Here is a 24,686-nt window from a genome sequence, read left to right on the forward strand (position 1 = left end):
TCTCTGGTGCGCGAGGGGGGAGTTGAACCCCCACGCCCTTTCGGGCACACGGACCTGAACCGTGCGCGTCTGCCTATTCCGCCACTCGCGCTCACCAACGGCACCGAAGCACCGACGAGAAAGACTAGCACCCCCACGGCCGACACCGGAAACCGGGCCCCGCGACCACGGGAGTCGCGTGCCACCTCGGGCTCGCAGAACGGTCCTCGGCTCGCGAGATCGGCGCATTCGAGCGTGCCGGACGACGTTCCGCGAGCCGGAGCCCCGCGTCCGGACGGGTGCGGTCCGCACTCCGAATCCCGCTCGGGGAGGCCGTATCCAGAGCATCCCAGTAACATGCCCGTAGCCGTGCGCGGCGCAGACACGAGATCGGAAGCGGACCGGGCGCGCAGACACCTCGATCCCAACGCGACCGCCGAGAGGCGAAGAAACGGAAGATCGGAAGACTGTGGGCATTCTGGACAACTTCGAGAAGGGACTCGAGCGCGTCGTCAACGGCGCTTTCGCTCGGACCTTCAAGTCGGGTCTGCAGCCGGTCGAGCTCGCCTCCGCTCTCCGCCGCGAGCTCGACACCACGGCGGCCGTGGTCACCCGCGACCGCATCCTCGTGCCCAATCAGCTGACCCTGCGCATGTCCGCCGCCGACCTCGACCGGATGGAGCGGATGGGCCCGACGCTGATCGACGAGCTCATCGCGGTCGCCACCGAGCACGCCAAGAAGCAGGGCTTCCGCTTCTCCGGCCCGATCGACATCTCCCTCGCCGCCGACGAGTCGCTCAGCGCCGGGATGGTCGAGGTCGACTCCCGCAGCGTCAAGGGCGTCGTCGCCTCCACGCCCGCGCTCGAGATCGACGGCAAGCGCTACCCGATCACGAAGTCCAGGACGGTCATCGGGCGCGGCAGCGACGCCGACATCACGGTCGACGACTCCGGCACCTCCCGCAAGCACGTCGAGATCCTCTGGGACGGCGTCCGCGCCCAGGTCCACGACCTCGGCTCCACCAACGGATCCAAGCTCGACGGCAAGCCCGTCACCCAGGCGCCGCTCTCGCCCGGGCAGACCATCTCGATCGGACGCACGCGGATCGTCTTCCGCGTCGTCCAGGGCGCCGCACCCGCGCGCGCCGACCGCTCGCCGTCCGGTCCGTCCGGGCGCTCCTCCGAGGGATTCTGGGACGACCGGCTATGAGCGAGCTCACTCTCTTCCTCCTGCGCATCGCGTTCCTCGCGCTGCTGTGGTTCTTCGTGTTCGGCATCGTCTACGCGCTGCGCTCCGACCTGTTCGGCCAGCGGGTGCGCAAGCTGCCCGCCGGCCAGCAGCCCGCGGCCGCGCAGGACGCCGCTCCGTTCGTCACCGCCGCGCAGCCCGTCGTGGCCGCCGCGGCCGCCGCCCCCGCACCCCAGCCGTCGGCCCCCTCCGCTCGGCGCCCCCGCGAGGAGCGCACCGACTCCGGCGGCGTCGCCACCGTGCACACCGCGCAGCGCCTCGTCATCACCTCGGGCCCCAAGCGCGGCACCGAGCTCGAGCTCAACGGCGAGCCGCTCACGATCGGCCGCTCCTCGGAGTCGGCGCTGGTGATCCGCGACGACTACACCTCGACGCACCACGCGCGCCTGCTGATCTGGAACGACGAGTGGATGATCCAGGACCTCGACTCCACCAACGGAACGTTCCTCGACGGCCGTCGCGTCGGCGCTCCCACCAAGGTGCCGCTGAACACCCCGGTCAAGGTCGGCACGACGACCTTCGAGCTGCGGCGGTCGTAGCGCGTGGCAGCCACACCCGACAGCGCCGCGGAGACGGGCGTCACGCGCGAGAGCGCCGCCGTCTCGCACGTCGGCCGCATCCGCTCCAACAACCAGGACTCCGGCTACGCGGGCCGGCAGCTCTTCGTCGTCGCCGACGGGATGGGCGGGCACGCGGGCGGCGACGTCGCCTCCTCCATCGCGATCAAGCGCATCGCGCAGGCCGACCGCACCTACGCCTCCACCTACGAGGCCGAGGACGAGCTCAAGCGCACCCTCCTCGCCGCGAACACGATGCTGGCCGACGCCGTCGTCGACCACCCCGAGCTCACCGGCATGGGCACCACCGTCAGCGCCATCGTCCGCGTCGGCGAGTCGGTCGCCATCGCGCACATCGGCGACTCCCGGATCTACGTGCTGCGCGACGGCAAGCTCGAGCAGGTCACCACCGACCACACCTTCGTCCAGCGACTCGTCGACTCCGGCCGCATCACCGAGGAGGAGGCGATGACGCACCCGCGCCGCTCCGTCCTCATGCGGGTCCTCGGCGACGTGCACACGAACCCCGAGATCGACACCCTCACCCTCGAGACCGAGCCGAACGACCGCTGGCTGATCTGCTCCGACGGCCTCTCCGGCGTCGTCCCGCACGACGAGATCCAGAAGGAGCTCTCCCGGGACGAGACGGCGCAGCAGGTCGCCGACCGCCTGATCCGCGACAGCCTCTCGCACGGCGCACCGGACAACGTGACCGTCGTCATCCTCGACGTCCCGGGCGCCGGCGACACCGCGCAGATCCTCGCGCCGACGGCCGAGCCCGTGATCGTCGGCTCCGCCGCAGCGCCCACGCCGCTCAGCACCGACGACTCGCAGAACCGGATCCGCATCCCCGGCCTCCGCCTGCACACCCGCGCCCCGGCCGCCCAGGGCCCGACCCACTTCGAGCCCGCGTCCGAGGACTACCTCGACGAGCTGATCGAGGAGGACCGCCGCCGGCACCTGCGCCGCCGGATCACCTGGCTGGTCGGCCTCTCGCTGGTGCTGATCGCCGGCTTCCTCGGCGTCCTGCTCGCCTACGACTGGACGCAGTCGCGCTTCTACGTCGGCACCGACGGCCAGAACGTGATCATCTACCAGGGCATCCAGCAGTCGGTCGGCCCGCTCTCGCTCTCCGGAGTGAAGGAGGACACGGGGATCCCCCTCGACTCCCTCCGCGACTACGACGTCGAGCAGCTCGAGCAGACGATCAGCGCCGACTCCTACGCCGGCGCCGTCGACATCGTCGAGCGCCTGACGGACGCGAACGGAGCACCGTGACCGCCACCGCCACTGCCCCCGCCACCCGGGAGCGCCCGCGCTTCCTCCGCCAGCGCCTGCGCAACCTCGAGCTGCTGCTGCTGATCGGCGCGTGCCTGATCGACGCGTCGGCGATCGTCCTGGTCCAGCTCGGCGCCCTCGGCGCGGTCGACACCACCCTCGTCTCGCTCGGCGCCGGCCTCTCCGGGCTCGTGCTGGTCGTCCACGTCGTGCTGCGCTTCGCGGCGCCCGAGGCCGACCCCTTCCTCCTCCCGATCGCCACCGTCCTCAACGGGCTCGGCGTCGCCGAGATCTACCGGATCGACATCGCCGACGGCGCGACCGGCTGGGAGTCGGTCGCCGTCCGGCAGATCATCTGGAGCGGCCTGGCGATCGTCGCCGCGATCGTCGTCCTGCTGGTGATCCGCAACCACCGCGTCCTCTTCCGCTACACCTACGTGGCCGGATTCGCGGCGATCGTGCTGCTCCTGCTCCCCCTCCTGCCGTTCATCGGCAAGGAGGTCAGCGGCGCCCGCGTCTGGATCGGCATCGGCGACTTCTTCAGCTTCCAGCCCGGCGAGATCGCCAAGATCGCGCTCGCGGTCTTCTTCGCCGGCTACCTCGTCCGCAACCGCGACTCGCTCTCGATGGTCGGCAAGACCTTCCTGAAGATGCGCTTCCCGCGGCTGCGCGACCTCGGTCCGATCCTCGTGGTCTGGGCCGTGACGATGGGCGTCATCGTCTTCCAGCGCGACCTCGGCACCGCGCTGCTCTACTTCGGCCTCTTCCTCGTGATGCTCTACGTGGCGACCGGCCGCACCAGCTGGGTGCTCATCGGCGTCGGCCTCTTCCTCGGCGGCGCGATCCTCGCCAGCCAGACCCTCGGCTACGTCGGCAACCGCTTCGCGAACTGGCTCGACGCCTTCAGCTCCGACCGCTACGGCGCCGACCCCGGCGGCAGCTACCAGCTCGTGCAGGGACTGTTCGGCCTCGCGCACGGCGGCCTGCTCGGCACCGGCCTCGGCCAGGGCATGCCCGACATCACCCCGGTCCCGCAGTCGGACTACATCATCGCGAGCCTGGGCGAGGAGCTCGGCCTCGCCGGCCTCTTCGCGATCTTCGGCCTCTACCTCCTGCTGGTCTCGCGCGGCTTCCGGATCGGCTTCGCCGGCCAGGACGACTTCGGCAGGCTCCTCGGCGTCGGGCTCTCGTTCGTGATCGCCCTGCAGTGCTTCATCGTCATCGGCGGTGTCACCCGCGTCATCCCGCTCACCGGCCTCACCACGCCGTTCCTCGCCGCCGGTGGCTCGTCGCTCGTCGCGAACTGGATGATCGTCGCCGTCCTGCTCCGCCTGTCCGACACAGTGCGCAATCAGCCGCGTCTGGTGGTGTGACTCCCCGATGAACCGAGAACTCAAGCGCGTGAGCTTCGTCGTCCTGGCGATGTTCGTGGCCCTCTTCGTGTCCACCTCCACCATCCAGGTCCTCCAGGCCGACACCCTCTCCGAGGACTCCCGGAACACCCGGACGCTGTACGAGAGCTTCTCGACGGAGCGCGGCGTCATCCTCGCCGGCGGGGAGCCCATCGCCTCCTCGACGCCGTCGGACGACATCTACAAGTTCCAGCGCCAGTACGCGAACGGCCCGCTCTACTCGGCGGTGACCGGCTACTTCACCCTGAACCAGGGCACCACCGGCATCGAGCGCTCGCTGAACGACTACCTCTCCGGCACTTCGAACTCGCAGTTCTTCGACGAGATCAACAACCTCGTCACCGGCCAGGATCCGAAGGGCGCCTCGGTCGAGCTCTCGATCGACCCGGTCGCGCAGCAGGCCGCGTTCGACGCCCTCGGCGACTACACCGGAGCGGTCGTCGTCACCGAGCCGGCCACCGGCCGCGTCCTCGCGATGGTCTCGAAGCCGACCTTCGATCCGACCGCCCTGGCGTCACACGACACCGACGACGTCCTCGCGGCGTACCGCGCGCTGAACGACGACCCGACCGATCCGCTCATCAACCGCGCCATCGGCGGCTCGCTCAACCCGCCCGGCTCGGTCTTCAAGCTCGTCGTCGCCTCGGCCGCCCTCGAGTCCGGCCGCTTCACGCCGGACTCCAGCTTCCCGAACGTCCAGGCGTACACACTGCCGGGCTCGAGCTCGCAGGTGACCAACTCCGGCGGCGGTCTCTGCGGCTCCGGAGACACGGTGACCCTCGCCACGGCGGTCTCGCTCTCCTGCAACGTGCCGATGGCCGAGATGGGCGTGCAGCTGGGCGCCGCCGCGATCCGCGCCCAGGCGGAGAAGTTCGGCTTCGACACCGAGCTCGAGATCCCGATGTCGGTCGAGGCGAGCACCTACCCGCAGACCACCGACGACGCGCAGACGGCGCTGACCGCCTTCGGCCAGTACGAGGTGCGCGCGACCCCGCTGCAGATCGCGATGGTCTCCGCGGCGATCGCGAACGGCGGCGAGGTGATGCAGCCGAACCTGGTGGACGTCATCCGCTCGCAGGACCTCAGCGTGCTGCAGCGCTTCGAGGAGAAGTCGCTCGGGCGGGCCGTGAGCACCGAGACGGCGGACGCCGTGAAGGCCATGATGGTCGCCAGCGTCCAGGGCGGCGCGGCGACGAATGCAACAATAGGTGGCGTCACGGTGGCCGGTAAGACCGGCACCGCTGAGAACGGCGGGGACGACCCGTACACCCTCTGGTTCACCGGATTCGCTCCTGCGGACGATCCGCAGTACGCCATCACCGTCCTCGTGGAGGACGGCGGGGGGCTCGGCCAGACCGGGTACGGCAACCTGATCGCCGCACCCATCGCACAACAGGTACTAGAGGCGGTGCTGAACAAATGAGACCCACATCAGGCCTCACCTTCGGGGGACGCTACGAACTGCAGTCCCGGATCGCCATCGGCGGCATGGGAGAGGTGTGGCAGGCGACGGATCTCGTCATCGGCCGCACGATCGCGATCAAGATCCTCAAGGACGAGTACCTCGGCGACCCCGGGTTCCTCGAGCGCTTCCGCGCCGAGGCCCGGCACGCCGCGCTCGTCAACCACGAGGGCATCGCCAACGTCTACGACTACGGCGAGGAGGACGGCTCGGCCTACCTCGTGATGGAGCTGGTGCCCGGCGAGGCTCTCTCCACGGTCCTCGAGCGCGAGCGCGTGCTGTCGACCGACAAGGTCCTCGACATCGTCGCGCAGACCGCGCTGGCCCTGCACGCAGCACACGCCGCGGGCCTGGTGCACCGCGACGTGAAGCCCGGCAATCTCCTGATCACGCCCGACGGCCGCGTGAAGATCACCGACTTCGGCATCGCCCGCATCGCCGACCAGGTCCCGCTCACCGCGACCGGCCAGGTCATGGGCACCGTTCAGTACCTCTCCCCGGAGCAGGCGAGCGGCCAGCCCGCCTCCCCTGCGACGGACATCTACTCGCTGGGCATCGTCGCGTACGAGTGCCTGGCGGGCCGCCGGCCGTTCACCGGCGAGTCGCAGGTCGCCATCGCGATGGCCCAGATCAACGACACCCCGCCGGAGCTGCCGGTCACGGTCGCGGAGCCCGTGCGCAACCTGGTCTACTCCTGCATCGCGAAGAAGCCGGTCGACCGGCCGGCGACCGCCGCGCACCTCGCCCGCGCCGCGCAGGCCCTGCGCTCCGGCGACGTCCGCGGCGCCGCGCTCGCGGTGCCGGCCGTCGCCGCCGACCTGCCCAACACCCAGGCCACGACCGTCCTGCCCTCCGCGGCGGGCAACGCGACCCAGGCGACGACGATTCTCGGCGCCGGAGCGACGACCGCCTTCGCGGCGAACCCGCCGACGGGCGCCCTGGACGAGACGATCGAGGCCGAGGAGCCGCGCAAGCGCAGCCCCTGGACCTGGCCGCTCGTGGCCCTGATCGTGATCCTCGCCGTGGTGATCGGCGGCACGATCTTCGCGCTGACCAGCAACGGCGGCACCGAGGCCGAGCCGACGCCGAGCCAGACGGTCAGCCAGACCCCGTCGCAGGCGCCGTCCCCCTCGCAGACGCCGTCGGCGACGCCGAGCTCGAACATCGTCGTCATCAACTCCTCCGACTACGTCGGCCGCCCCTTCGACGAGGTCGAGGCCGAGCTCACCGAGCTCGGGATGGGCGTCCAGCGCGAGGAGGGCTCCAGCGCCCCCAGCTCGGACCAGGTCGGCGCGGTCGAGGAGGTCAATCCGACCGCCAACGTGATCAAGGGCACCACGATCGTCGTCACGACCTACACCGAGGTCGCCGTCCCCGGTGCCCCGACCGCCGTCCCGACGGTCACTCCCGCCGCGTCGAGCGTCGAGCCCGGCGACACGTTCAACGTCACCTGGAGCAACTACAACCAGTGCCCGAGCGGAACCTCCGTGACCGGTTACCGGGTGACCGTCGCCGGCGAGGGCGCGACCGTGACGAGCACCAACCCGTCGACGTCGACCACCGCGACGATCCAGGCCGGCGAGTCCGCGGGCACGATCGACATCACCTACACGGTCCTCTGCGGCGAACCCGAATCCCCCGCCTCGCCGACCCTGTCGGTCCCCGTCGTGGCCCCGACCCCGACGCAGACCCCGACGTCGACGGCCACCCCGACCTCGTCGGCGCCGGCCTCGAACGCCCCCGACGAGCGCTGACCCTCCCCGCTCGAACGAGCCCGCCCTCCGACCGCGACCGCGGCACCGGAGGGCGGGCTCCTCGCTTTCAGCGGCCTTCCGGTCTGCGCATCGAGGACCCGGCGTCGCGCGCCGGGCTGCCAGGAGGCGCCCGGGTACACTTGCCGTGGCTCCCCGGGGGCCGTGCCACACGGAAGTACAGGGCGGGAGCGTGCGCGTGACGGATGAGGGACGCCTGATCGCAGGACGGTACCAGGTCGGGCCCCGGCTCGGTCGCGGAGGGATGTCCGAGGTCTACCTCGGCACCGACACCCGCCTGGGGCGCACGGTCGCGATCAAGGAGCTCAAGCTCTCACTGTCCTCCGACTCCGCGTTCCGCCTGCGCTTCCGGCAGGAGGCGCAGTCCGCGTCCCGCATGTCGCACCCGACAATCGTCCGCGTGTTCGACGCCGGCGAGGAGGTCTCGCTCGACGACACCGGTGCGGAGTCGCGCCGTCCGTTCATCGTGATGGAGCACATCGAGGGGCGCCTGCTGAAGGACGTCATCGCGGAGGGACCGGTCGAGGTCGACGAGGCCGTCCGCATCACCGAGGGCATCCTCACCGCGCTCGAGTACTCCCACCGCGCGGGGGTCGTCCACCGCGACATCAAGCCCGGCAACATCATGCTGACCCCCTCGGGCCAGGTGAAGGTGATGGACTTCGGGATCGCCCGCGCCGTCTCCGACTCCGCCGCGACCGTGGCGCAGACCACCGCCATCCTCGGCACCGCCGCCTACTTCTCGCCGGAGCAGGCGAAGGGCGAGCAGGTCGACGCCCGCAGCGACCTCTACTCCGCCGGCATCGTCCTCTTCGAGCTGCTCACCGGCCGCGCTCCCTTCCGCGGGGACACCCCGGTGGCCGTCGCCTACCAGCACGTCAGCGAGACGCCCCCGGCGCCCAGCTCGATCAACCCCGCCGTCTCGCCCGCCCTCGACGGCGTCGTCGCCCGAGCGCTGTCGAAGGATCGCTACGAGCGCTTCCAGGGAGCCGCCGAGTTCCGCGACGACCTGCGCGACGCCGCGGCCGGCCGCCTCCCCGACCACCGCCCGATCGACGAGCTGACCACGTCTCTCTTCGCCGCGCGCAGCGGCGGCGGCATGAACGACTCCGAGCTCGCCCTGCGCCAGCTCGCCGAGGACAACTCGATCGTCCGCACCCAGCGCCGCCCGCCGGTGCTCTGGATCTGGTCGTCGATCGTCGTGCTCGCCGTCATCGTGGCGGCGCTGGTGATCTGGGTGCTCACGCTCCAGCCGACGACCACCCTGCCCTCGCAATCGCGCGAGGTCCCCGTGCTGACGGGCACCAGCTACGACAGCGCGCAGTCGACGCTCACCGAGCTCGACCTGGTGGCGAGTCAGCTCGCCGAGTTCAGCGACACGGTCCCGGCCGGCGAGGTGATCCGCACCGATCCCGGCTCCGGCACCATCGTCGCGCCCGAGACGGTCATCCGGGTCTACGTCTCTCAGGGCGCCCAGCCGGTGGCCGTTCCCGAGACGGCGGGGTCGACCCTCGAGGAGGCGATCGCCGCCCTCACCGGGGCCGGCTTCTCGGAGGGATCGCAGACGCGTCAGAACTCACCCACCGTGCCGGGCGACGTGGTGCTCTCCAGCACTCCTGCCGGCGGCCAGCAGCTCGCCCCGGGAACGCCGATCGACCTCGTCGTCTCCTCGGGCCAGGTGACCCTGCCCGACCTCGTCGGCCAGACGCTGAGCACCGCCCTCGCCACCCTGGCGTCCGAGCAGCTCCAGCTGATCGGCGAGGAGGCTCCCGACGAGACCTGCGACTCCGTCCGGGCCAACCCCCCGATCACCACCCAGTCGATCGCCCCGGGCGACGTCCCCCAGGGCTCGACCGTCGAGCTCGGCTTCTGCGCCGGCTGACCCTCGCCCCCTGAGGGGCGCATCGAGACGCTGCGTCGCCAGAAGGGAAGGTCTTCTGACTCGTCCTCCCGGCGCTGGTGGATCTCGACACGCCCGCGGCGCGGGCTACTCGATCAGCATGGACGACACCCGCTGCTCTACGCGCGCCGGGCAGCGTCGGCGAGCGGCGGCGCGAGCCGCAGCACCCCGTCGTCCGGCGAGCCGGCCTCCATCGACGTCCCCACCCTTCCGCGGATGTCGCTCGGAGTGAGACCCTCGCGGCGCTTCAGCGCCCGGCGGAGGTGATCGGCGGACGAGAAGCCCGACGCCGCAGCGATGGCCTCGAGCGGCACCTCGCGCGGTCGGCGCCGGAGCAGCTCGACGGCGCTGGCGACCCGCGCGCGCTCGATCTCGCTCGCCACCGTCGTCCCCGCGTCCTCGAAGAGCCGCTGCAGCGACCGCGTGGACACGTTGACCGCGTCCGCGACCGCCTCCGGGGTGCACCGCGGGGTCCGGTGAGTCCGGTCGATCACGGTCCGCGCTCGGCCGAGGGTCGCCGCGCGCACGCTCGTCGTCCCGGGCTGAGAGCCGGCCGAGGCGAGGAAGGCGCTCACGAGCAGCTGCTTGACCACGTGCCCGAAGCCGTCGACCTCGTGGTCGGACGGGAGTCCCGTGCCCGACTCCGCCGCGAGCGCGAACGCCGTCGTGAAGGCGAAGGCCGCACGGGTGGACCGGGCGTCCGGATCGAGCGCGTAGACGTTCGAGCCGAGATCGAAGCCGTAGCGGCGCATCTCGTCCGCGCGGATCGTGATCTGGAGGGAGGTGACGGGCATCGTCGACTCGGTGGTGAAGGTGGTCGTCCCCGGCTGGTAGGCGATCGAGCCGGGCCGCAGGAGCACTGTCCGATCCGGCCCGACGAGCCGGACCGCGCCCTCGATCAGGAAGCTGAAGCTCAGCATCGACGTGTCGTCGGCGCCCCAGGTCCCCCGGAGGACCCGCAGCGGCGAGGTCGTCAGGAGGACGACGCTGATGCCGGCCGCGGTGAAACCGGAGCCCGCCATGCGCGGAACAGTGCCCGGCTTGACGACGATGCGCGGGCCCAGTGTCTCGAGCTCGCGAATTCCGGAATAAGCCCAAGAAATCGATTCCACCATGTGATGCCTCGGAATTCTCTTCTCGACGGCACCGGTCCCCTAACCGGCGCCCTCCGATTATGCCCGTCGAGCCCCCCGCATCATCCGCCAGGGCTCCGTCAAATCACGCCACCCGCTCGGGGGGATCGCGGAAGCACGCGAGCGGGACTTCCCTGTTGTGGCGCGGATCCCGGAACGAGTGCGCGCTCTCATAGCGCGTCGATGGCGCGGATCGCACCCCTTCTGACGCCCAGGTGGGCCCCCCATCAGGGGGCCGCAAGTACGGGTGATTTCTCGGACCGCACGCTGCGAATGGTGCGTCGATAAGCGGTGAATGGGCCTGCTCGGTCGGTTCGATAAGCGGCGCCCGAGCGTTCGCAACGACTGGGCTCCGCATTCCGCTCCGCGCCTATCGGGTCGGACGGGGCCGCTCCGTCTCGACGAGCCAGTTCGAGATCAGCCGACGACCGCCCTCGGTGAGAACGGATTCGGGGTGGAACTGGACGCCGACCGCGGGCGCGGTCCGATGGCGCAGCGCCATCACGACCCCCTCGGCGGTCCCCGCGATGACGGCGAGCTCCGCAGGCAGTGTCGAGCGCTGGACGGCGAGCGAGTGGTAGCGCATCGCCGTGAACCCCGACGGGATCCCGGAGAACAGCGGATCGCCGTCGTGCACGACCGCCGAGGTCCGGCCGTGCATCAGCTCCGGAGCCTCGCGGACGCGGGCACCGAGGGCGTGAGCGAGAACCTGGTGCCCGAGGCAGACCCCCAGGAGCGGCTGCGCCTCGGCCAGGGCGTGCCGCGCGAGCGCCACCGATGTGGGGACCTCCTCCGGTCGGCCCGGCCCGGGCGACAGCACGATCCCGTCGCTCCCCGCCGCGCGCTCGATCGCGTCGCGGGGAGCCAGCTCCGCTCCCTCGACGACGTCGACCTCCGCCCCCGCCTCGCGCAGGTAGGCGACGAGCGTGAAGACGAAGCTGTCGTAGTTGTCGACGACCAGGATCCGCGTCATCGCGGCGACCGCCTCGGGGGCCCGCTCACGTCCCGACGGTGACGTTCTGATCGAGCACGAGCGACTGCACCCAGGGGAAGACCCACTCGGCGAGTGCGGCGAGCACCGCCACCACCAGGACGATCACGAGGAGCAGCCGGAGCCACCAGGGTCCGGGCAGGACCCGCCAGAGTGCCGCGTACACGGTCAGCCCTCCTGCGCGAGAGACGCGGCGATCTCGGCCGGCGCACCCGCGGAGCGCGGATGCCAGGACTCGAAGACGCCGTAGGCGATGATCCGCTCGGCGGTGGAGTAGAGCGGATTGCAACTCGTGAGGGTGATCAGCCGGTCGGTCGGCGTCACTCCCGTCGTCCACGGGACGGGATCGATGACCTGGATCTCCGAGGGCTGCACGTACTCGAGGTTCCGGAATCGGTAGGTGTACCAGCCGTCCGCCGTCTCGATGTAGATCGCGTCGCCGAGCTGGAGCTCGTCGATCAGGTGCATGCCGCCGCCGTAGGCGCTGCGGTGCGCCGCGAGGGCGAAGTTTCCCGCCTCGCCCGGCATCTGCGTGCCCGGGTAGTGGCCGATGCTGCCCTCGTCGAGGACGTTCTCGGCGTCCACGCCCTCCGCGATGGTGCGGACCCAGCCCTCGCCGTAGCGCGGGATGTAGAGGTTGCCGAAGGAGGTGTCGAGTGCCGCCACCGGAGCGATCACCGGATCGCCGAAGCCGGCGGGGGTCTCGCTCGGCGCCGTCGAGGGCTCCGGTGCGGGGGCGGCATCACCCCAGCTCTGCCGGAGCTCCGCGGCCTCGGAGGTCTGCTGGCCGGCGATCACCGCGTCGTTCCACCAGAGCTGCCAGCCCAGGTAGAGCAGGACGAGCGCTCCGGCCGTCATGAGCAACTCGCCGAGGACGCCGAAGAACGTCAGGCGGCGGCGCGGTCGCCGTGTGCGCTCTCGTCGGTCGCGCGGTCGCAGCGGTGCGGCGGCGGGCGACGGGGCGGTCATGCGACGAGTCTAGGCGCGGGGCGCGCACGTCCCACGGGCTCCGCGGCCCCTGGCGCGTTCCGCACAGCCGCTCCTGCGCGCCTGCACGGCATCCCCGCGGCCTCGCGCTCCCGGTCGGCGGCCGTCTCCCGGTACAGTGGAAGGCATGGCACGAGCGACGAAGAGCCCGAAGCCCGAGCGCGACGAGGCCCGGACCGGTGAGGACGCACCCAATCCCGTGTGGTTCAAGCCCGTCATGTTCGGGTTCATGCTGCTGGGCCTCGCGTGGATCATCGTCTTCTACGTGAGCCAGGGCACGCTCCCCGTGCCGGATCTCGGCAACGCGAACATCCTCATCGGCTTCGGGATCGCCTTCATCGGCTTCCTCATGACGACCCGCTGGCGCTGATCACACCAGCATGAACGACGCCCCGTCCGGTCCGCCGACGGGGCGTTCGTCGTCCCCGGGGGCGGGTCTCCCGCCGGCCCTCGCATCGTCCGTCGCGCGCCTGCGTGCGGCGGGCTGCGTCTTCGCGGAGGAGGAGGCGGAGCTCCTGCACGAGGCGGCGGCCGGCTCCGACCGCCTCGACGCGCTCCTGCGGCTCCGTGAGGCCGGGGAGCCGCTCGAGCAGATCCTCGGCTGGGTCGCCTTCCGCGGGCTGCGCGTCCCGGTCTCCCCCGGCGTCTTCGTCCCCCGACGGCGCACCGAGGCCGTCGTCGACGCGGCGCTCGAACTGCTGGACGGGAGAGGGCCCGCGACCGTCCTCGACCTCTGCTGCGGTGTCGGAGCGATCGGGCGGGCCCTTCTCGAGGAGCGCGACAGCCTCACCCTCCACGCGGCCGACCTCTCCCCCGCCGCGGTCGCCTGCGCCCGGCGGACCCTGGCGGGACTCGCCACGGTCCACCGAGGCGACCTGTTCGCCGCCCTTCCCGAGGATCTCCGAGGCCGGATCGACCTCGTCGTGGTCAATGCGCCCTACGTGCCGACCGCGGCGATCGCTCTGATGCCGCCGGAGGCCCGCCTGCACGAGCCGGCGTCGACCCTCGACGGCGGGGCTGACGGCCTCGCGCTGCACCGCCGGATCGCGGCGGGGGTCCTGCCCTGGTTGAGCGACGACGGCGCGGTCGTCATCGAGACCAGCCGAGAGCAGGCGGAGCGGACGGCGGCACTCTTCGCGGACGTGGGATTCGACCCGTCGATCCTCCTCGACGAGGACCTCGACGCCACGGTCGTCTCCGCCCCGCGACGGCGAACTACACGCGTGTAATTATCCCCAGGTGTTGAAACTCCTGTGGACAACTCCGGACCTCGCGCCAGTCCGCGGATGCGGAGCCTGATCGGGCACGCATCGGCGGCGTGACAGGGCAGGATCGCCGATCAGGAGGCCGTCCCACCGGCTGCTCCGAATGACAGCGGCGTAGTTCTCCCCAGTGTTAACAACTCTGTGGATAACTTCGTCCCCAGCTGTGGACGGATGCTGTGGACAGTCTTGGACGCCCTGTGGACGAGCTCGTGGGGCGGCGCCGAGGCGGCTCAGGCCAGGACGTACGCCCCGACGGTGACCGCCACGAGGCCGACGCCGATCAGCCCGACGAGAAGGTTCTGAGTGCGCCGCTGCGAGCGCTGCCGCGTCCGCGTGAAGACCAGCCCGATGAGAGCACCGGCCACCAGGCCGCCGACGTGCGCCTGCCAGGCGACGTTCATCCCGGGCAGGAAGCCGATCACGAGGTTGAGCCCGACCAGCACCAGCAGCTGCGAGGCCTGCCCGCCGAGGTGGCGGAGGATCACGAGGTACGCGCCCATCAGCCCGAAGATGGCGCCCGAGGCGCCGATCACCGGGGTGAGCGGGCTGGAGAGGAGCAGGACGCCGACCGAGCCGGCGAAGCCGCTGAGGAGGAACAGCGTCAGGTAGCGCCCGCGGCCGAGCATCCGCTCGAGCGCCATGCCGAAGACCCACAGCGTGTACATGTTCAGCAGGAGGTGGAACGGCACCACGAAGAAGAGGGACGTGCTGTGCGCGAAGATCGACGTGATCATCCGCCACGGCTCGAAGCCCGCGCCGAAGCCGGGCAGCGTGTACGCGGGGAAGTAGGCGATCGCGTTGAGCACGGTGTTCCCGATGAAGGGGAGCACCTCGAGGATCCAGACCAGGACGCAGAGCGCGATGATCGCGTAGGTGACGGTCGGCTGGTCGGCCCGTGTCATCGCCCGGACCCGCGACACGAGCGGTCCGCGGACGCGCGGGGCCTCGCTGCGCTGCTGCGCCATGTCGTCCGGGCAGATGACACCGACCGGAGCCGGGGTCTGGCACTCGCCGCAGATCGTGCGACCGCACCGCTGGCAGCGCACGAAGCTCTGGCGATCGGGGTGGCGGTAGCAGGTGTAGGTGCTGCTGCTCGGCGGGACCTGGGTCACGGACGTTCCTCCGGGAGAGAGAGAACGAGGGCCGGGCCCAGATGGACCCGACCCTCGATGAGTGGTGGAGAGGCGCTCAGACCTCGGTGATCTCGACGCTCTCGATGACGACGTCCTCGAGGGGCTTGTCGCGACCGTCGGTCGCCACGGCCGACAGCGCGTCGACGACCTTCTTGGACTCGTCGTCGGCGACGGCGCCGAAGATGGTGTGCTTGCCCTGGAGCCAGGTGGTCGGCGCGACGGTGATGAAGAACTGCGAGCCGTTGGTGCCGCGCCCCGCCTGCTTGCCGGCGTTCGCCATCGCGAGGATGTAGGGCTGGGTGAAGTCGAGCTCCGAGTTGATCTCGTCGTCGAACTGGTAGCCCGGGCCGCCGATGCCCTGGCCGAGCGGGTCGCCGCCCTGGAGCATGAAGTCGGGGATGATGCGGTGGAAGACGGTGCCGTTGTAGAGCGGCTCCTTCGTCTTCGCACCGGTCGCCGGGTGGGTCCATTCGATGTCGCCGGTCGCGAGACCGACGAAGTTGCGGACCGTCTTCGGCGCGTGGTTGCCGTAGAGGTTGACGACGATGTCGCCCTTGGTCGTGTGGAACGTCGCGACTGCGGTGTGCAAAGGCATGGGGGGATTCTCGCACAGCGGCTCTGTAGGGCTCCGCAACGCCGGGTGTCAATGCGCTGGGTGCGCGATGCGCGGGCCGCGGGATGAGTGGCAGTATTGAGCCGTTGTTCGCCGCTCGTAGCCGATGGAGGACCAAGTGGGTCTGTCACGTAAGCACAAGAAGGATCTCAAGCGCCTCCGCAAGAACGCCGAGGCGGTCTGGAGTGAGCAGCAGGAGGTGCTGGCGCACGCCGCCTCCGTTCTCGAGAAGAGCCGCCGCCACGCGACCACGTACGCGAAGAAGGAGGTCGTGCCGGCCGTCAAGGACGCCTACTCGAGCCGGGTGAAGCCCGTCTACGACAACGGGGTCTCCGCCGTCGAGGGCACGTACTCCTCCGCACGCGACGCCTACAAGCACAAGGTGCTCCCGACCTTCGCCGCTGTCGGCGGCACCGCCGCGGCCGCGTTCGAGGCCGCCAAGGACTCGAAGAACCGCGCGAAGCTCGCCGAGATCTCGAAGGCGCGCTGGGAGGAGCTCACCACTCCCCCGAAGAAGAAGAACAAGGTCGGCACGGTCTTCGCGATCGGCGCCGCTCTCGTCGCCGTCGGAGGCATCGGCTACGCCGTCTGGCAGACGTTCCGCGCCGACGACGAGCTGTGGGTCGCCGAGGACGAGCCGGCCAGCGCCGCGCAGTCGCCGGCGTCGACCGCTTCCTGAGTCGCCGCGTGAGGCCCGGACACCGCACGCGGGTCCGGGCCTCACGCGTGTCCGGTGGTGCGCGGTCCGCGGTTAGGCTGCTGAGGTGGACATCCGGGTCGCCGCGTACGGCGTGATCATCGACGGCGAGCGCATGCTCCTCGCGCACTGGAGCCAGGGGCCCTGGGAGGCGTGGACGCTTCCCGGCGGCGGGATCGACGAGGGCGAGTCGCCCGCGGACGCTGCCGTCAGGGAGATACTCGAGGAGACCGGCTACCACGCCGAGCTCGAGGGGCTGATCGGCGTCGACTCGCACGTGATCCCCGCGCATCGCCGCAGCGACCCCCAGGCCGGACCCCTGCACGCCATCCGCGTCGTCTACCGCGCCCGCGTCACCGGCGGTGAGCTGACCCACGAGGTCGACGGCTCGACCGACGCCGCCGCGTGGTTCCCGCTGGCCGAGGTCGAGGGCCTCGAGCGCGTCGAGCTGATCGACGTCGCCCTGACGATGAACGAGGCCTGGACGCTGCGCTGACGACGGGTCTCGATACGCCCCTGCGGGGCTACTCGACCAGCATGCAGCGCCGGCCGGCCGTGCTGCATCGCCGACGGACTGCGATCCTCCTCCGCGTCAGCCTCGGTCCGCCGCGGTCCGGCCGCTCCATGCTGATCGAGTAGCCCGCGTAGCGGGCGTATCGAGATCCGCCTCCCGAGGAATCGTCTGATGCCCGCCGGTGTTGTCGTTCCTGTGATCGTCGAGCTCTACACGTCCGCGTTCTGCGGCGCCTGCAACGCGGCCCGCAGCGTGCTCGAGCGCGCGGCGGAGCTGGTCCCCGCTGCGGAGATCCGCGAGTTCGACGTCGCCTTCGCGCCCGAGGCAGCGGAAGCCGCGGACATCCGCTCCACCCCGACGGTCGTGGTCCGCGACGCCGACGGCCGCGCGGTGTTCCGTGCGGAGGGAGCGCCCTCGCTCCCCCAGGCGCTCTCCGCGCTCGCCCTCGCCGTAGGGTGACCTCGTGCCGCATCGTCGTCGAGTCGCCAGCGTCGCGGTCGTGCTGGCGGCCACGGCCTCGCTGACGCTGTCCGGCTGCGCCACGGAGCCCGTCTCAGAGGCGACCGTCGGCATCGGCCGCGGCGGGCAGCGCGCCGAGGTGCTCGGCGTCGTCGTCGTCTGCTCCGGAGCCGTCGACGGCCTCGACCTCGCCGTCGAGGACACCGCTCCGCTGCTGATCGGCGATCGCGCGCGGAGGATCACCCGCTGGGTCGCCCCGGAGCCCGTCGACGACATCGGCGCGACCGACCTCGCCGGCCGCACCGTCTGGCCCGCCGACCGGGAGATCGAGAGGTTCCCCCTCGGCGTCGACCTCACCCTCGGCGCCTACTCGGTCGACGGCTCGGTCATCGGGCGCCCCGTGGTCTTCACCGCCGAGCAGTTCGACACCCTGTCCGTCGGCGAGATCATCGTCGGCGACATCCGCGACGGCACCTCCGAGACCCTCTCCGTCGAGAACTTCCTCGGCCTGGCCTGCCAGCCCCGCTGACCCCGCCGCCGCCCGCCAGAGGACGAGTTGCTCGTAGCCCGATGCTCAGGTCGGCACCCTCACCGCGCCCTTCGCCTCCATCCTGCTGCGGACCGAGAGCGCATCGAGCTCCGAGGTCGAGCAGCTCACCGCGAGTGCCAAGCAGGTCGCGCTCGCCGAGCTCGGCGATTCCACGTCGACGAACGCTCAGCTGGTCGTCCGCAACATCGCCGCGATGGAAGCGGCGATCGCGCTGTCCGACGAGCTGGACACCGATACCGTGCTCACCACGCATCGCATCCTGCTGGGGAGCACGGCCCCCGACATCGTCGGGCACTGGCGCGACCAGCAGGTGTGGATCGGCGGAGGCGGGGTGTCCCCGCACGGAGCGCTCTTCGTTCCTCCGCATCACGAGCGCGTCCCGGCGCTGATGCTCGATGTCATGGAGTTCGCGCGCCGGGTCGACGTCCCCGTCCTCGCGCAGGTGGCGATCGTGCATGCGCAGTTCGAGACCGTCCATCCCTTCCCGGACGGCAACGGCAGGACAGGTCGCGCGCTCGTCCAGGGCATGCTCCGCGCTGCCGGCGTCACGGAGAACGTCACCGTCCCCGTCTCCGCCGGGCTGCTCGGCGACATGAAGCGCTACTTCGACGCGCTGACCGCCTACCGCTCCGGGGATGTCCGCCCGGTCATCGAGACACTCGCCGACGCCGCCTTCGCCGCCGTGCAGAACGGACGGCGACTCGCCGCGGACATCGCGGCGATAGGAGCGCGGTGGGACGTCGGCATCCGCGCGCGGAGCGACTCCTCGGTGCATGCACTGCGGCAGCTGCTGCTCCGTCAGCCCGTGGTCACGATCGCGCTCGTCACCGCCGAGCTCGGGGTGAGCTTCCCGACAGCGGATGCTGCCGTGCAGAAGCTCGTCGACGCCGGAGTCCTCACCCAGCCGCGAGCGGGACGCAGGAACCGATCGTTCGAGGCCGTGGAGGTCCTGGCGGCCCTCGACGAGTTCGCCGCCAGAGCACGCCGACCGCGGTACGGCACGCACAGCGGGTGAGGAGAACCGGCGGAGGGGTTCGAGTGTGGAGCCTAGGAGATTCGAACTCCTGACATCCTGCTTGCAAAGCAGGCGCTCTACCAACTGAGCTAAGGCCCCGGACCGGCGGCGGAAAGCCGACGAGAGTGGAACGGCCCGACACCTCGCGATGTCGGGCCGTTCGGCACGTGGGGGTACCAGGACTTGAACCTGGGACCTCTTCATTATCAGTGAAGCGCTCTAACCGCCTGAGCTATACCCCCGAAATGGCCAGATGTGACTCTACCCGACACCGGGTCAGAATCCCAATCGGCCGCTCCGCCCTACTGGTTGGTGAAGCCGACCAGCAGGCCGCCGGTGATCTTGACGCTGAGGTTGTACAGCAGCGCCACGATCGCCCCGAGTGCGGTGGTGACGATGGTGTTCAGCACTGCGACGACGACCGCGAAGCCCATGATCTGGGGCAGCGAGATGATCGTGTTGAGGTCGAACGCCTCCGCGCCGGCGATGTCCTGGACGAGGCCGTTGACCTCGTCGAAGACGCCGGTCTGCGCGAGCACCGTGTAGACGAGGTAGACGACGACGATCGTGATGATCGCCAACGTCAGACCGAGCAGGAACGACAGCTTGACGGCCGACCAGAAGTCGACGTACACCAGCTTGAGTCTGACCTGCTTCGCCGCCGGGCTCTTCGCGGACTTCTTGGCGAGCTTCTCGGCGACCGTGCTACTCATCGACGGACTCATCCTCCTCCGACACCGCGTCGGACTCGGCCGACGCCGCGGCGTCGGGATCCTCGTCCTGGGCGTCGAGATTGCGTTCGGTGTTCTTGGCGAGTGCGATGATGCGGTCGTCGTCTGCGAATCGTGCGAAGACGACTCCCATGGTGTCGCGACCCTTGGCCGGTACCTCGGCCACGGCAGAGCGTACCACCTTGCCACTGGCGAGGACGACGAGCACCTCGTCGTCCTCCCCCGTGATGATGGCGCCGACCAGGTCGCCGCGCTTCTCCTCGAGCTTGGCCACCTTGATGCCCAGACCGCCGCGGCCCTGGAGCCGGTACTGGTCGACTGCGGTGCGCTTCGCGTAGCCGCCCTCGGTCACGACGAAGACGTAGCCCTCGTCGCTGACGACGTTGGCGTCCAGCAGTCGGTCGTCGCCGCGGAACGACATGCCCATCACTCCGGACGTGGAGCGGCCCATCGGGCGCAGCGCCTGGTCCGAGGCGGTGAAGCGGATCGACATGCCCTTGCGGGAGACGAGCAGCACGTCGCTGTCCTCGTCGACCAGGAGCGCGGAGACGAGCTCGTCGCCCTCGCGGAGCTTGATCGCGATGATGCCGCCGGAGCGGTTGGTGTCGTACTCCATCAGCGCCGTCTTCTTGACGAGGCCGTCGCGGGTGGCGAGGACGAGGTAGCGGGCCGCCTCGTAGTCGCGGATGTCGAGGATCTGCGCGATCTGCTCGCCGGGCTCCAGCGCGAGGAGGTTCGCGATGTGCTGGCCCTTCGCGTCGCGGCTCACCTCCTGCAGCTCGTACGTCTTGGCGCGGTACACGCGGCCGGTGTTCGTGAAGAACAGCAGCCAGTGGTGCGTCGTCGTGACGAAGAAGTGCTCGACGATGTCGTCGGCCTTGAGCTGGGCGCCGCGCACGCCGCGGCCGCCGCGGTGCTGGGCGCGGTACGAGTCGCTCCGGGTGCGCTTGAGGTAGCCGCCGCGGGTGACGGTGACGACCATCTCCTCCTCGGGAATCAGGTCCTCGACGCTCATGTCGCCGTCGAAGCCGAAGAGGATCTCGGTGCGGCGGTCGTCGCCGAAGCGGTCGACGATCTCGTCGAGCTCGTCGGAGATGATCGTCCGCTGGCGCTCCGGGCTCGCGAGGATCGACTTGTAGTCCTCGATCTCGGCCTGGATCCGGTCGTGCTCGTCGATGATCTTCTGGCGCTCGAGGGCGGCGAGCCGGCGCAGCTGCATGTCGAGGATGGCGCGCGACTGCACCTCGTCGATGTCGAGGAGCTCCATCAGGCCGTCGCGGGCCTCCTCCACTGTGGGGGAGCGGCGGATGAGGGCGATGACCTCGTCGAGCGCGTCGAGCGCCTTGAGGTAGCCGCGCAGGATGTGGATCCGCGCCTCGGCCTCGTCGAGCAGGTACTGGGTGCGGCGGACGATGACCTCGACCTGGTGGTCGACCCACGCGCGGATGAAGCCGTCGAGCGAGAGCGTGCGCGGGATGCCGTCGACGATCGCGAGCATGTTCGCGCCGAAGTTCTCCTGCAGCGGGGTGTGCTTGTAGAGGTTGTTCAGCACGACCTTCGCGACCGCGTCGCGCTTGAGCACGACGACGAGGCGCTGGCCGGTGCGGCCCGAGGTCTCGTCGCGGATGTCGGCGATGCCGGAGACGCGGCCGTCCTTGACCAGCTCGGCGATCTTGATCGCGAGGTTGTCCGGGTTCACCTGGTACGGCAGCTCGGTGACCACGAGGCAGGTGCGGCCCTGGATCTCCTCGATCGAGACGACGGCGCGCATCGTGATCGAGCCGCGGCCCGTGCGGTACGCGTCCTGGATGCCGCGGACGCCGAGGATCTGCGCCCCGGTGGGGAAGTCGGGGCCCTTGATGCGCTGCAGCAGCGCCTCGAGCAGCTCCTCGCGCGACGCCTCCGGGTTCTCCAGCGCCCACTTCGCGCCGGCCGCGACCTCGCGGAGGTTGTGCGGCGGGATGTTGGTGGCCATGCCCACCGCGATGCCGACCGAGCCGTTGACGAGCAGGTTGGGGAAGCGCGCGGGGAGGATCGCCGGCTCGCGGGTGCGGCCGTCGTAGTTGTCCTGGAAGTCGACGGTGTTCTTGTCGATGTCGCGGACCATCTCGAGGGCCAGCGGGGCCATCTTGGTCTCGGTGTAGCGGGGGGCCGCCGCGCCGTCGTTGCCGGGGGAGCCGAAGTTGCCCTGGCCCAGCGCCAGCGGGTAGCGGAGGCTCCACGGCTGGACGAGGCGGACGAGGGCGTCGTAGATCGCCGAGTCGCCGTGCGGATGGAACTGGCCCATCACGTCGCCGACGACGCGGGAGCACTTGGAGAACGCCTTGTCGGGGCGGTAGCCGCCGTCGTACATCGCGTAGATCACGCGGCGGTGCACAGGCTTCAGGCCGTCGCGCACCTCGGGCAGCGCGCGGCCCACGATGACGCTCATCGCGTAGTCGAGGTAGGAGCGCTGCATCTCGAGCTGCAGGTCGACCGGCTCGATCTTGTCGTGCCCGTGGATCACGACACCGGTCTCGGTGACGATGTCCTCGCCGTCGTCCGGTCCGGTGGGGGTGTCTGATTCGTCTGCCATGATCTCTGTCTTCTCAGGTGGGTCCCGGCCCCGGGTCGTGACGGGGGCGGGTCGCGCTGGGTGTCAGTTCAGTTGTTGTGATGCGGTGGTGCGGGGTGGTGGGAGGTGGGCGGGTCTCGATACGGCCTGCGGCCTACTCGACCTCGACATTTGTCGGTTATCGCAGCGCGATAACGGATCAAATGTCGAGAAAACGCACGTCCTTGGCGTTTTTTTGAATGAAGGAGCGGCGCGACTCGACGTCCTCGCCCATCAGGGTCGAGAAGATCTCGTCGGCGGCGGCCGCGTCGTCGAGGGTGACCTGGAGGAGGGTCCGCGTGGCGGGGTCCATCGTGGTCTCCCACAGCTCCTTGTAGTCCATCTCGCCGAGACCCTTGTAGCGCTGGATCCCGTTCTCCTTGGGCATGCGCTTGTTCGACGCGGCGCCGTGCGCGAGCAGCGCGTCGCGCTCGCGGTCGCTGTAGACGTACTCGTGCGGCGAGTTCGACCACTTGAGGCGGTAGAGCGGCGGCTGCGCGAGATAGACGTAGCCGAGGTCGATCAGCGGGCGCATGTAGCGGAACAGCAGGGTCAGCAGCAGCGTCGTGATGTGCTGGCCGTCGACATCGGCGTCGGCCATCAGGATGATCTTGTGGTACCGCGCCTTGTCGGGGTTGAAGTCCTCACCGATGCCGGCTCCGAAGGCCGTGATCATCGCCTGGACCTCGTTGTTGCCCAGGGCGCGGTCGAGGCGGGCCTTCTCGACGTTGAGGATCTTGCCGCGGAGGGGGAGGATCGCCTGCGTCTCGGGGTTCCGGCCCTGGACGGCGGAGCCGCCGGCCGAGTCGCCCTCGACGATGAAGATCTCGGAGATCGACGGGTCCTTCGACTGGCAGTCCTTGAGCTTGCCCGGCATGCCGCCGCCCTCGAGCAGGCCCTTGCGACGCGCGGTCTCCCGCGCCTTGCGGGCGGCCATCCGCGCGGAGGCGGCCTGGATCGCCTTCCGGATGATGTCCTTGGCCTGGTTGGGGTTGCGGTCGAACCAGTCCGCGAGCTGCTCGCCGGCGACCCGCTGCACGAACGCCTTGGCCTCGGTGTTGCCGAGCTTGGTCTTGGTCTGGCCCTCGAACTGCGGCTCGCCGAGCTTGATCGACACGACGGCGGTGAGGCCCTCGCGGATGTCGTCGCCCGAGAGGTTCTCGTCCTTGTCCTTGAGCAGGTTGTTCGCGCGCGCGTACTTGTTGACGAGCGTCGTCAGCGCCGCCCGGAACCCCTCCTCGTGCGTGCCGCCCTCGTGCGTGTTGATCGTGTTCGCGTAGGTGTGCACGCTCTCGGTGTACGCCGTCGTCCACTGCATCGCGACCTCGAGGGAGATGCGGCGCTCGGTGTCCTCGGACTCGAAGTCGATGATCTCGGAGTGCACGAGATCGGACTTCTTCAGCGAGTTGATGTACTCGACGTAGTCGACGAGGCCCTTCTCGTAGAGGAAGACGTCGCTGCGCGGGCCGGAGGTCTCGTTCTCCCCCTCGCCGTCGAACTCGATCTCCTTCTCGTCGGTCAGCGCGATGCGGAGGCCCTTGTTGAGGAACGCCATCTGCTGGAACCGGGCGCGGAGGGTCTCGTAGTCGAACTCGACGGTCTCGAAGATCTCGGCGTTCGGCCAGAAGGTGATGGTGGTGCCGGTCTCGTCGCTCGGCCCGCCCTTCGCGAGCGGCGCCTCCGGCACTCCGTCGGCGAAGGTCATGCTGTAGGAGGCGCCCTGGCGCTTCACCTCGACCTCGAGCCGGGTGGAGAGCGCGTTGACGACGGACGAGCCGACGCCGTGCAGACCGCCGGAGACCGCGTAGCCGCCGCCGCCGAACTTGCCGCCGGCGTGCAGCACGGTCAGGACGAGCTCCACGGTGGAGATGCCCTCGGTGGGGTGCATGTCGACCGGGATGCCGCGGCCGTTGTCGACGACGGTCAGGCCGCCGTCAGCGCGCATGACGACCTCGATGTTGTCGCAGTAGCCCGCGAGCGCCTCGTCGACGGCGTTGTCGACGATCTCGTAGACCAGGTGGTGCAGACCGCGCGGGCCCGTCGAGCCGATGTACATGCCGGGGCGCTTGCGGACCGCCTCGAGGCCCTCGAGGACCTGGATCTGGTTCGCGCCGTAGTCGCCGGAGGACTTCGTCGACATGCCGGCGGAGTGCGCGGCCTCCGACGAGGCGGCCTCGGCCGGAGCGGAGGGGCCGGTGGAGCCGTTCGCGTCCAGGTCGTTCGCTGCGGGGGCTGACGTGGAGTCGGTCGGCTCGGGTGTCATAGCTGTGGAGTTCTCCTCTGACGGTCCGTCGCGGCGCGCAGGCGGATCTGGAGATCTCGCGCACGGGGTCGACGCTGCGGTTCGGCGGCCCTCCATTCTATCGCGCGGCGGCCGGTCGCGCGGCGCTCAGTGG

Annotated in this window: 23 protein-coding genes and 3 tRNA genes; 14 read left to right on the forward strand and 12 right to left on the reverse strand. The window is 70.2% G+C overall.

Translation table 11 applies throughout. From position 1 onward, the window contains the following. Positions 1-4 precede the first annotated feature (4 nt). Positions 5-91, reverse strand: a tRNA-Leu gene (locus MT355_RS09920). 357 nt (positions 92-448) lie between these two features. On the opposite strand from MT355_RS09920, the gene MT355_RS09925 reads away from it, so the two are divergent. The 7 genes from MT355_RS09925 (at position 449) to pknB (ending at position 9,591) form a co-directional block, all read left to right on the forward strand. Further along, positions 449-1,189, forward strand: coding sequence for a DUF3662 and FHA domain-containing protein (locus tag MT355_RS09925; protein ID WP_243599400.1), 741 nt, complete (start codon positions 449-451; stop codon positions 1,187-1,189). Then, positions 1,186-1,767, forward strand: coding sequence for an FHA domain-containing protein (locus MT355_RS09930; RefSeq protein WP_243599401.1), 582 nt, complete (start codon positions 1,186-1,188; stop codon positions 1,765-1,767). The genes MT355_RS09925 and MT355_RS09930 overlap by 4 nt, the downstream gene beginning before the upstream one ends. Before the next feature lie 3 nt (positions 1,768-1,770). Continuing rightward, positions 1,771-3,063 carry a Stp1/IreP family PP2C-type Ser/Thr phosphatase gene (locus tag MT355_RS09935; protein WP_123447238.1) on the forward strand — a complete coding sequence of 431 codons (1,293 nt, stop codon included), beginning with the start codon at positions 1,771-1,773 and terminating at the stop codon, positions 3,061-3,063. Next, a complete protein-coding gene (locus MT355_RS09940) occupies positions 3,060-4,436 on the forward strand; it encodes an FtsW/RodA/SpoVE family cell cycle protein (protein ID WP_133961351.1) in 1,377 nt (458 codons plus the stop codon). Before MT355_RS09935 ends, MT355_RS09940 begins: the two co-directional genes overlap by 4 nt. 7 nt (positions 4,437-4,443) lie before the next feature. Then, positions 4,444-5,898 carry a penicillin-binding protein 2 gene (locus tag MT355_RS09945; protein ID WP_243599402.1) on the forward strand — a complete coding sequence of 485 codons (1,455 nt, stop codon included), beginning with the start codon at positions 4,444-4,446 and terminating at the stop codon, positions 5,896-5,898. Next, positions 5,895-7,691 carry a protein kinase gene (locus MT355_RS09950; protein WP_132437323.1) on the forward strand — a complete coding sequence of 599 codons (1,797 nt, stop codon included), beginning with the start codon at positions 5,895-5,897 and terminating at the stop codon, positions 7,689-7,691. The genes MT355_RS09945 and MT355_RS09950 overlap by 4 nt, the downstream gene beginning before the upstream one ends. Before the next feature lie 196 nt (positions 7,692-7,887). Then, positions 7,888-9,591 carry a Stk1 family PASTA domain-containing Ser/Thr kinase gene (pknB, locus tag MT355_RS09955; protein WP_308197339.1) on the forward strand — a complete coding sequence of 568 codons (1,704 nt, stop codon included), beginning with the start codon at positions 7,888-7,890 and terminating at the stop codon, positions 9,589-9,591. A 137-nt stretch (positions 9,592-9,728) separates the two neighbouring features. Here pknB and MT355_RS09960 read toward each other — a convergent pair whose 3' ends face one another. The 4 genes from MT355_RS09960 to MT355_RS09975 form a co-directional block, all read right to left on the reverse strand. Continuing rightward, positions 9,729-10,631 carry a helix-turn-helix domain-containing protein gene (locus tag MT355_RS09960; RefSeq protein ID WP_165909115.1) on the reverse strand — a complete coding sequence of 301 codons (903 nt, stop codon included), beginning with the start codon at positions 10,629-10,631 and terminating at the stop codon, positions 9,729-9,731. A 481-nt stretch (positions 10,632-11,112) separates the two neighbouring features. Further along, positions 11,113-11,715, reverse strand: a complete 603-nt coding sequence (locus MT355_RS09965; RefSeq protein WP_243599404.1) for an aminodeoxychorismate/anthranilate synthase component II — start codon at positions 11,713-11,715, stop codon at positions 11,113-11,115. Positions 11,716-11,740: 25 nt separating this feature from the next. Then, positions 11,741-11,899, reverse strand: a complete 159-nt coding sequence (locus MT355_RS09970; RefSeq protein WP_164874570.1) for a hypothetical protein — start codon at positions 11,897-11,899, stop codon at positions 11,741-11,743. A 2-nt stretch (positions 11,900-11,901) separates the two neighbouring features. Next, complete coding sequence (locus tag MT355_RS09975; protein WP_243599405.1) at positions 11,902-12,702, reverse strand: class E sortase; 801 nt, start codon at positions 12,700-12,702, stop codon at positions 11,902-11,904. A 145-nt stretch (positions 12,703-12,847) separates the two neighbouring features. On the opposite strand from MT355_RS09975, the gene MT355_RS09980 reads away from it, so the two are divergent. Both MT355_RS09980 and MT355_RS09985 read left to right on the forward strand, forming a co-directional pair. Continuing rightward, positions 12,848-13,090: a cell division protein CrgA gene (locus MT355_RS09980; RefSeq protein WP_123447247.1), complete on the forward strand. Its 243-nt coding sequence runs from the start codon at positions 12,848-12,850 to the stop codon at positions 13,088-13,090. A gap of 10 nt (positions 13,091-13,100) precedes the next feature. After that, positions 13,101-13,949: a putative protein N(5)-glutamine methyltransferase gene (locus MT355_RS09985; protein ID WP_243599406.1), complete on the forward strand. Its 849-nt coding sequence runs from the start codon at positions 13,101-13,103 to the stop codon at positions 13,947-13,949. A 266-nt stretch (positions 13,950-14,215) separates the two neighbouring features. Here MT355_RS09985 and MT355_RS09990 read toward each other — a convergent pair whose 3' ends face one another. Together MT355_RS09990 and MT355_RS09995 are read right to left on the reverse strand one after the other, a co-directional pair. Next, positions 14,216-15,097 carry a rhomboid family intramembrane serine protease gene (locus tag MT355_RS09990; RefSeq protein WP_243599407.1) on the reverse strand — a complete coding sequence of 294 codons (882 nt, stop codon included), beginning with the start codon at positions 15,095-15,097 and terminating at the stop codon, positions 14,216-14,218. Positions 15,098-15,173: 76 nt separating this feature from the next. Then, a complete protein-coding gene (locus MT355_RS09995; RefSeq protein ID WP_123447250.1) occupies positions 15,174-15,713 on the reverse strand; it encodes a peptidylprolyl isomerase in 540 nt (179 codons plus the stop codon). A 136-nt stretch (positions 15,714-15,849) separates the two neighbouring features. Here MT355_RS09995 and MT355_RS10000 point away from each other — a divergent pair, with 136 nt between their 5' ends. The 5 genes from MT355_RS10000 (at position 15,850) to MT355_RS10020 (ending at position 18,966) form a co-directional block, all read left to right on the forward strand. Next, positions 15,850-16,410 carry a hypothetical protein gene (locus tag MT355_RS10000; RefSeq protein ID WP_160086123.1) on the forward strand — a complete coding sequence of 187 codons (561 nt, stop codon included), beginning with the start codon at positions 15,850-15,852 and terminating at the stop codon, positions 16,408-16,410. 85 nt (positions 16,411-16,495) lie between these two features. Continuing rightward, positions 16,496-16,924: an NUDIX hydrolase gene (locus MT355_RS10005; protein WP_308197340.1), complete on the forward strand. Its 429-nt coding sequence runs from the start codon at positions 16,496-16,498 to the stop codon at positions 16,922-16,924. A 189-nt stretch (positions 16,925-17,113) separates the two neighbouring features. After that, positions 17,114-17,401 carry a thioredoxin domain-containing protein gene (locus tag MT355_RS10010; RefSeq protein ID WP_243599408.1) on the forward strand — a complete coding sequence of 96 codons (288 nt, stop codon included), beginning with the start codon at positions 17,114-17,116 and terminating at the stop codon, positions 17,399-17,401. A gap of 4 nt (positions 17,402-17,405) precedes the next feature. Further along, positions 17,406-17,930, forward strand: a complete 525-nt coding sequence (locus tag MT355_RS10015; protein ID WP_243599409.1) for a hypothetical protein — start codon at positions 17,406-17,408, stop codon at positions 17,928-17,930. Positions 17,931-18,144: 214 nt separating this feature from the next. Further along, positions 18,145-18,966 (forward strand): Fic family protein, encoded by an 822-nt coding sequence (locus tag MT355_RS10020; protein ID WP_243599410.1) that lies wholly within the window; start codon positions 18,145-18,147, stop codon positions 18,964-18,966. Between the two features lie 26 nt (positions 18,967-18,992). On the opposite strand, the gene MT355_RS10025 is transcribed toward MT355_RS10020, so the two are convergent. The 5 genes from MT355_RS10025 to gyrB form a co-directional block, all read right to left on the reverse strand. After that, positions 18,993-19,065 (reverse strand) — tRNA-Ala (locus MT355_RS10025). Positions 19,066-19,134: 69 nt separating this feature from the next. Continuing rightward, positions 19,135-19,208, reverse strand: a tRNA-Ile gene (locus MT355_RS10030). A gap of 60 nt (positions 19,209-19,268) precedes the next feature. Further along, the gene (locus MT355_RS10035; protein ID WP_123447255.1) at positions 19,269-19,679 is read right to left on the reverse strand and encodes a DUF3566 domain-containing protein; all 411 of its coding nucleotides are present in this window, start codon (positions 19,677-19,679) and stop codon (positions 19,269-19,271) included. Beyond that, positions 19,672-22,272, reverse strand: a complete 2,601-nt coding sequence (gene gyrA / locus MT355_RS10040; protein WP_243599411.1) for a DNA gyrase subunit A — start codon at positions 22,270-22,272, stop codon at positions 19,672-19,674. Before gyrA ends, MT355_RS10035 begins: the two co-directional genes overlap by 8 nt. 178 nt (positions 22,273-22,450) lie before the next feature. Continuing rightward, positions 22,451-24,430: a DNA topoisomerase (ATP-hydrolyzing) subunit B gene (gyrB, locus tag MT355_RS10045; RefSeq protein ID WP_123706249.1), complete on the reverse strand. Its 1,980-nt coding sequence runs from the start codon at positions 24,428-24,430 to the stop codon at positions 22,451-22,453. Positions 24,431-24,686 lie beyond the last annotated feature (256 nt).

The organism is Rathayibacter sp. VKM Ac-2929 (genome assembly GCF_022815495.1).
Taxonomy (GTDB): domain Bacteria; phylum Actinomycetota; class Actinomycetes; order Actinomycetales; family Microbacteriaceae; genus Rathayibacter; species Rathayibacter festucae.

Bases quoted from the DNA above. Each gene is read 5' to 3' on its own strand.
- MT355_RS09945 (WP_243599402.1), top strand. From the start codon at position 4,444: ATGAACCGAGAACTCAAGCGCGTGAGCTTCGTCGTCCTGGCGATGTTC.
- gyrA (WP_243599411.1), bottom strand. From the start codon at position 22,272: ATGGCAGACGAATCAGACACCCCCACCGGACCGGACGACGGCGAGGAC.
- MT355_RS09965 (WP_243599404.1), bottom strand. From the start codon at position 11,715: ATGACGCGGATCCTGGTCGTCGACAACTACGACAGCTTCGTCTTCACG.
- MT355_RS09950 (WP_132437323.1), top strand. From the start codon at position 5,895: ATGAGACCCACATCAGGCCTCACCTTCGGGGGACGCTACGAACTGCAG.
- MT355_RS10035 (WP_123447255.1), bottom strand. From the start codon at position 19,679: ATGAGTAGCACGGTCGCCGAGAAGCTCGCCAAGAAGTCCGCGAAGAGC.
- MT355_RS09930 (WP_243599401.1), top strand. From the start codon at position 1,186: ATGAGCGAGCTCACTCTCTTCCTCCTGCGCATCGCGTTCCTCGCGCTG.
- MT355_RS10020 (WP_243599410.1), top strand. From the start codon at position 18,145: ATGGAAGCGGCGATCGCGCTGTCCGACGAGCTGGACACCGATACCGTG.
- MT355_RS10010 (WP_243599408.1), top strand. From the start codon at position 17,114: ATGCCCGCCGGTGTTGTCGTTCCTGTGATCGTCGAGCTCTACACGTCC.
- MT355_RS09960 (WP_165909115.1), bottom strand. From the start codon at position 10,631: ATGGCGGGCTCCGGTTTCACCGCGGCCGGCATCAGCGTCGTCCTCCTG.
- gyrB (WP_123706249.1), bottom strand. From the start codon at position 24,430: ATGTCGACGAAGTCCTCCGGCGACTACGGCGCGAACCAGATCCAGGTC.
- MT355_RS09980 (WP_123447247.1), top strand. From the start codon at position 12,848: ATGGCACGAGCGACGAAGAGCCCGAAGCCCGAGCGCGACGAGGCCCGG.
- MT355_RS09995 (WP_123447250.1), bottom strand. From the start codon at position 15,713: ATGCCTTTGCACACCGCAGTCGCGACGTTCCACACGACCAAGGGCGAC.
- MT355_RS09985 (WP_243599406.1), top strand. From the start codon at position 13,101: ATGAACGACGCCCCGTCCGGTCCGCCGACGGGGCGTTCGTCGTCCCCG.
- MT355_RS09975 (WP_243599405.1), bottom strand. From the start codon at position 12,702: ATGACCGCCCCGTCGCCCGCCGCCGCACCGCTGCGACCGCGCGACCGA.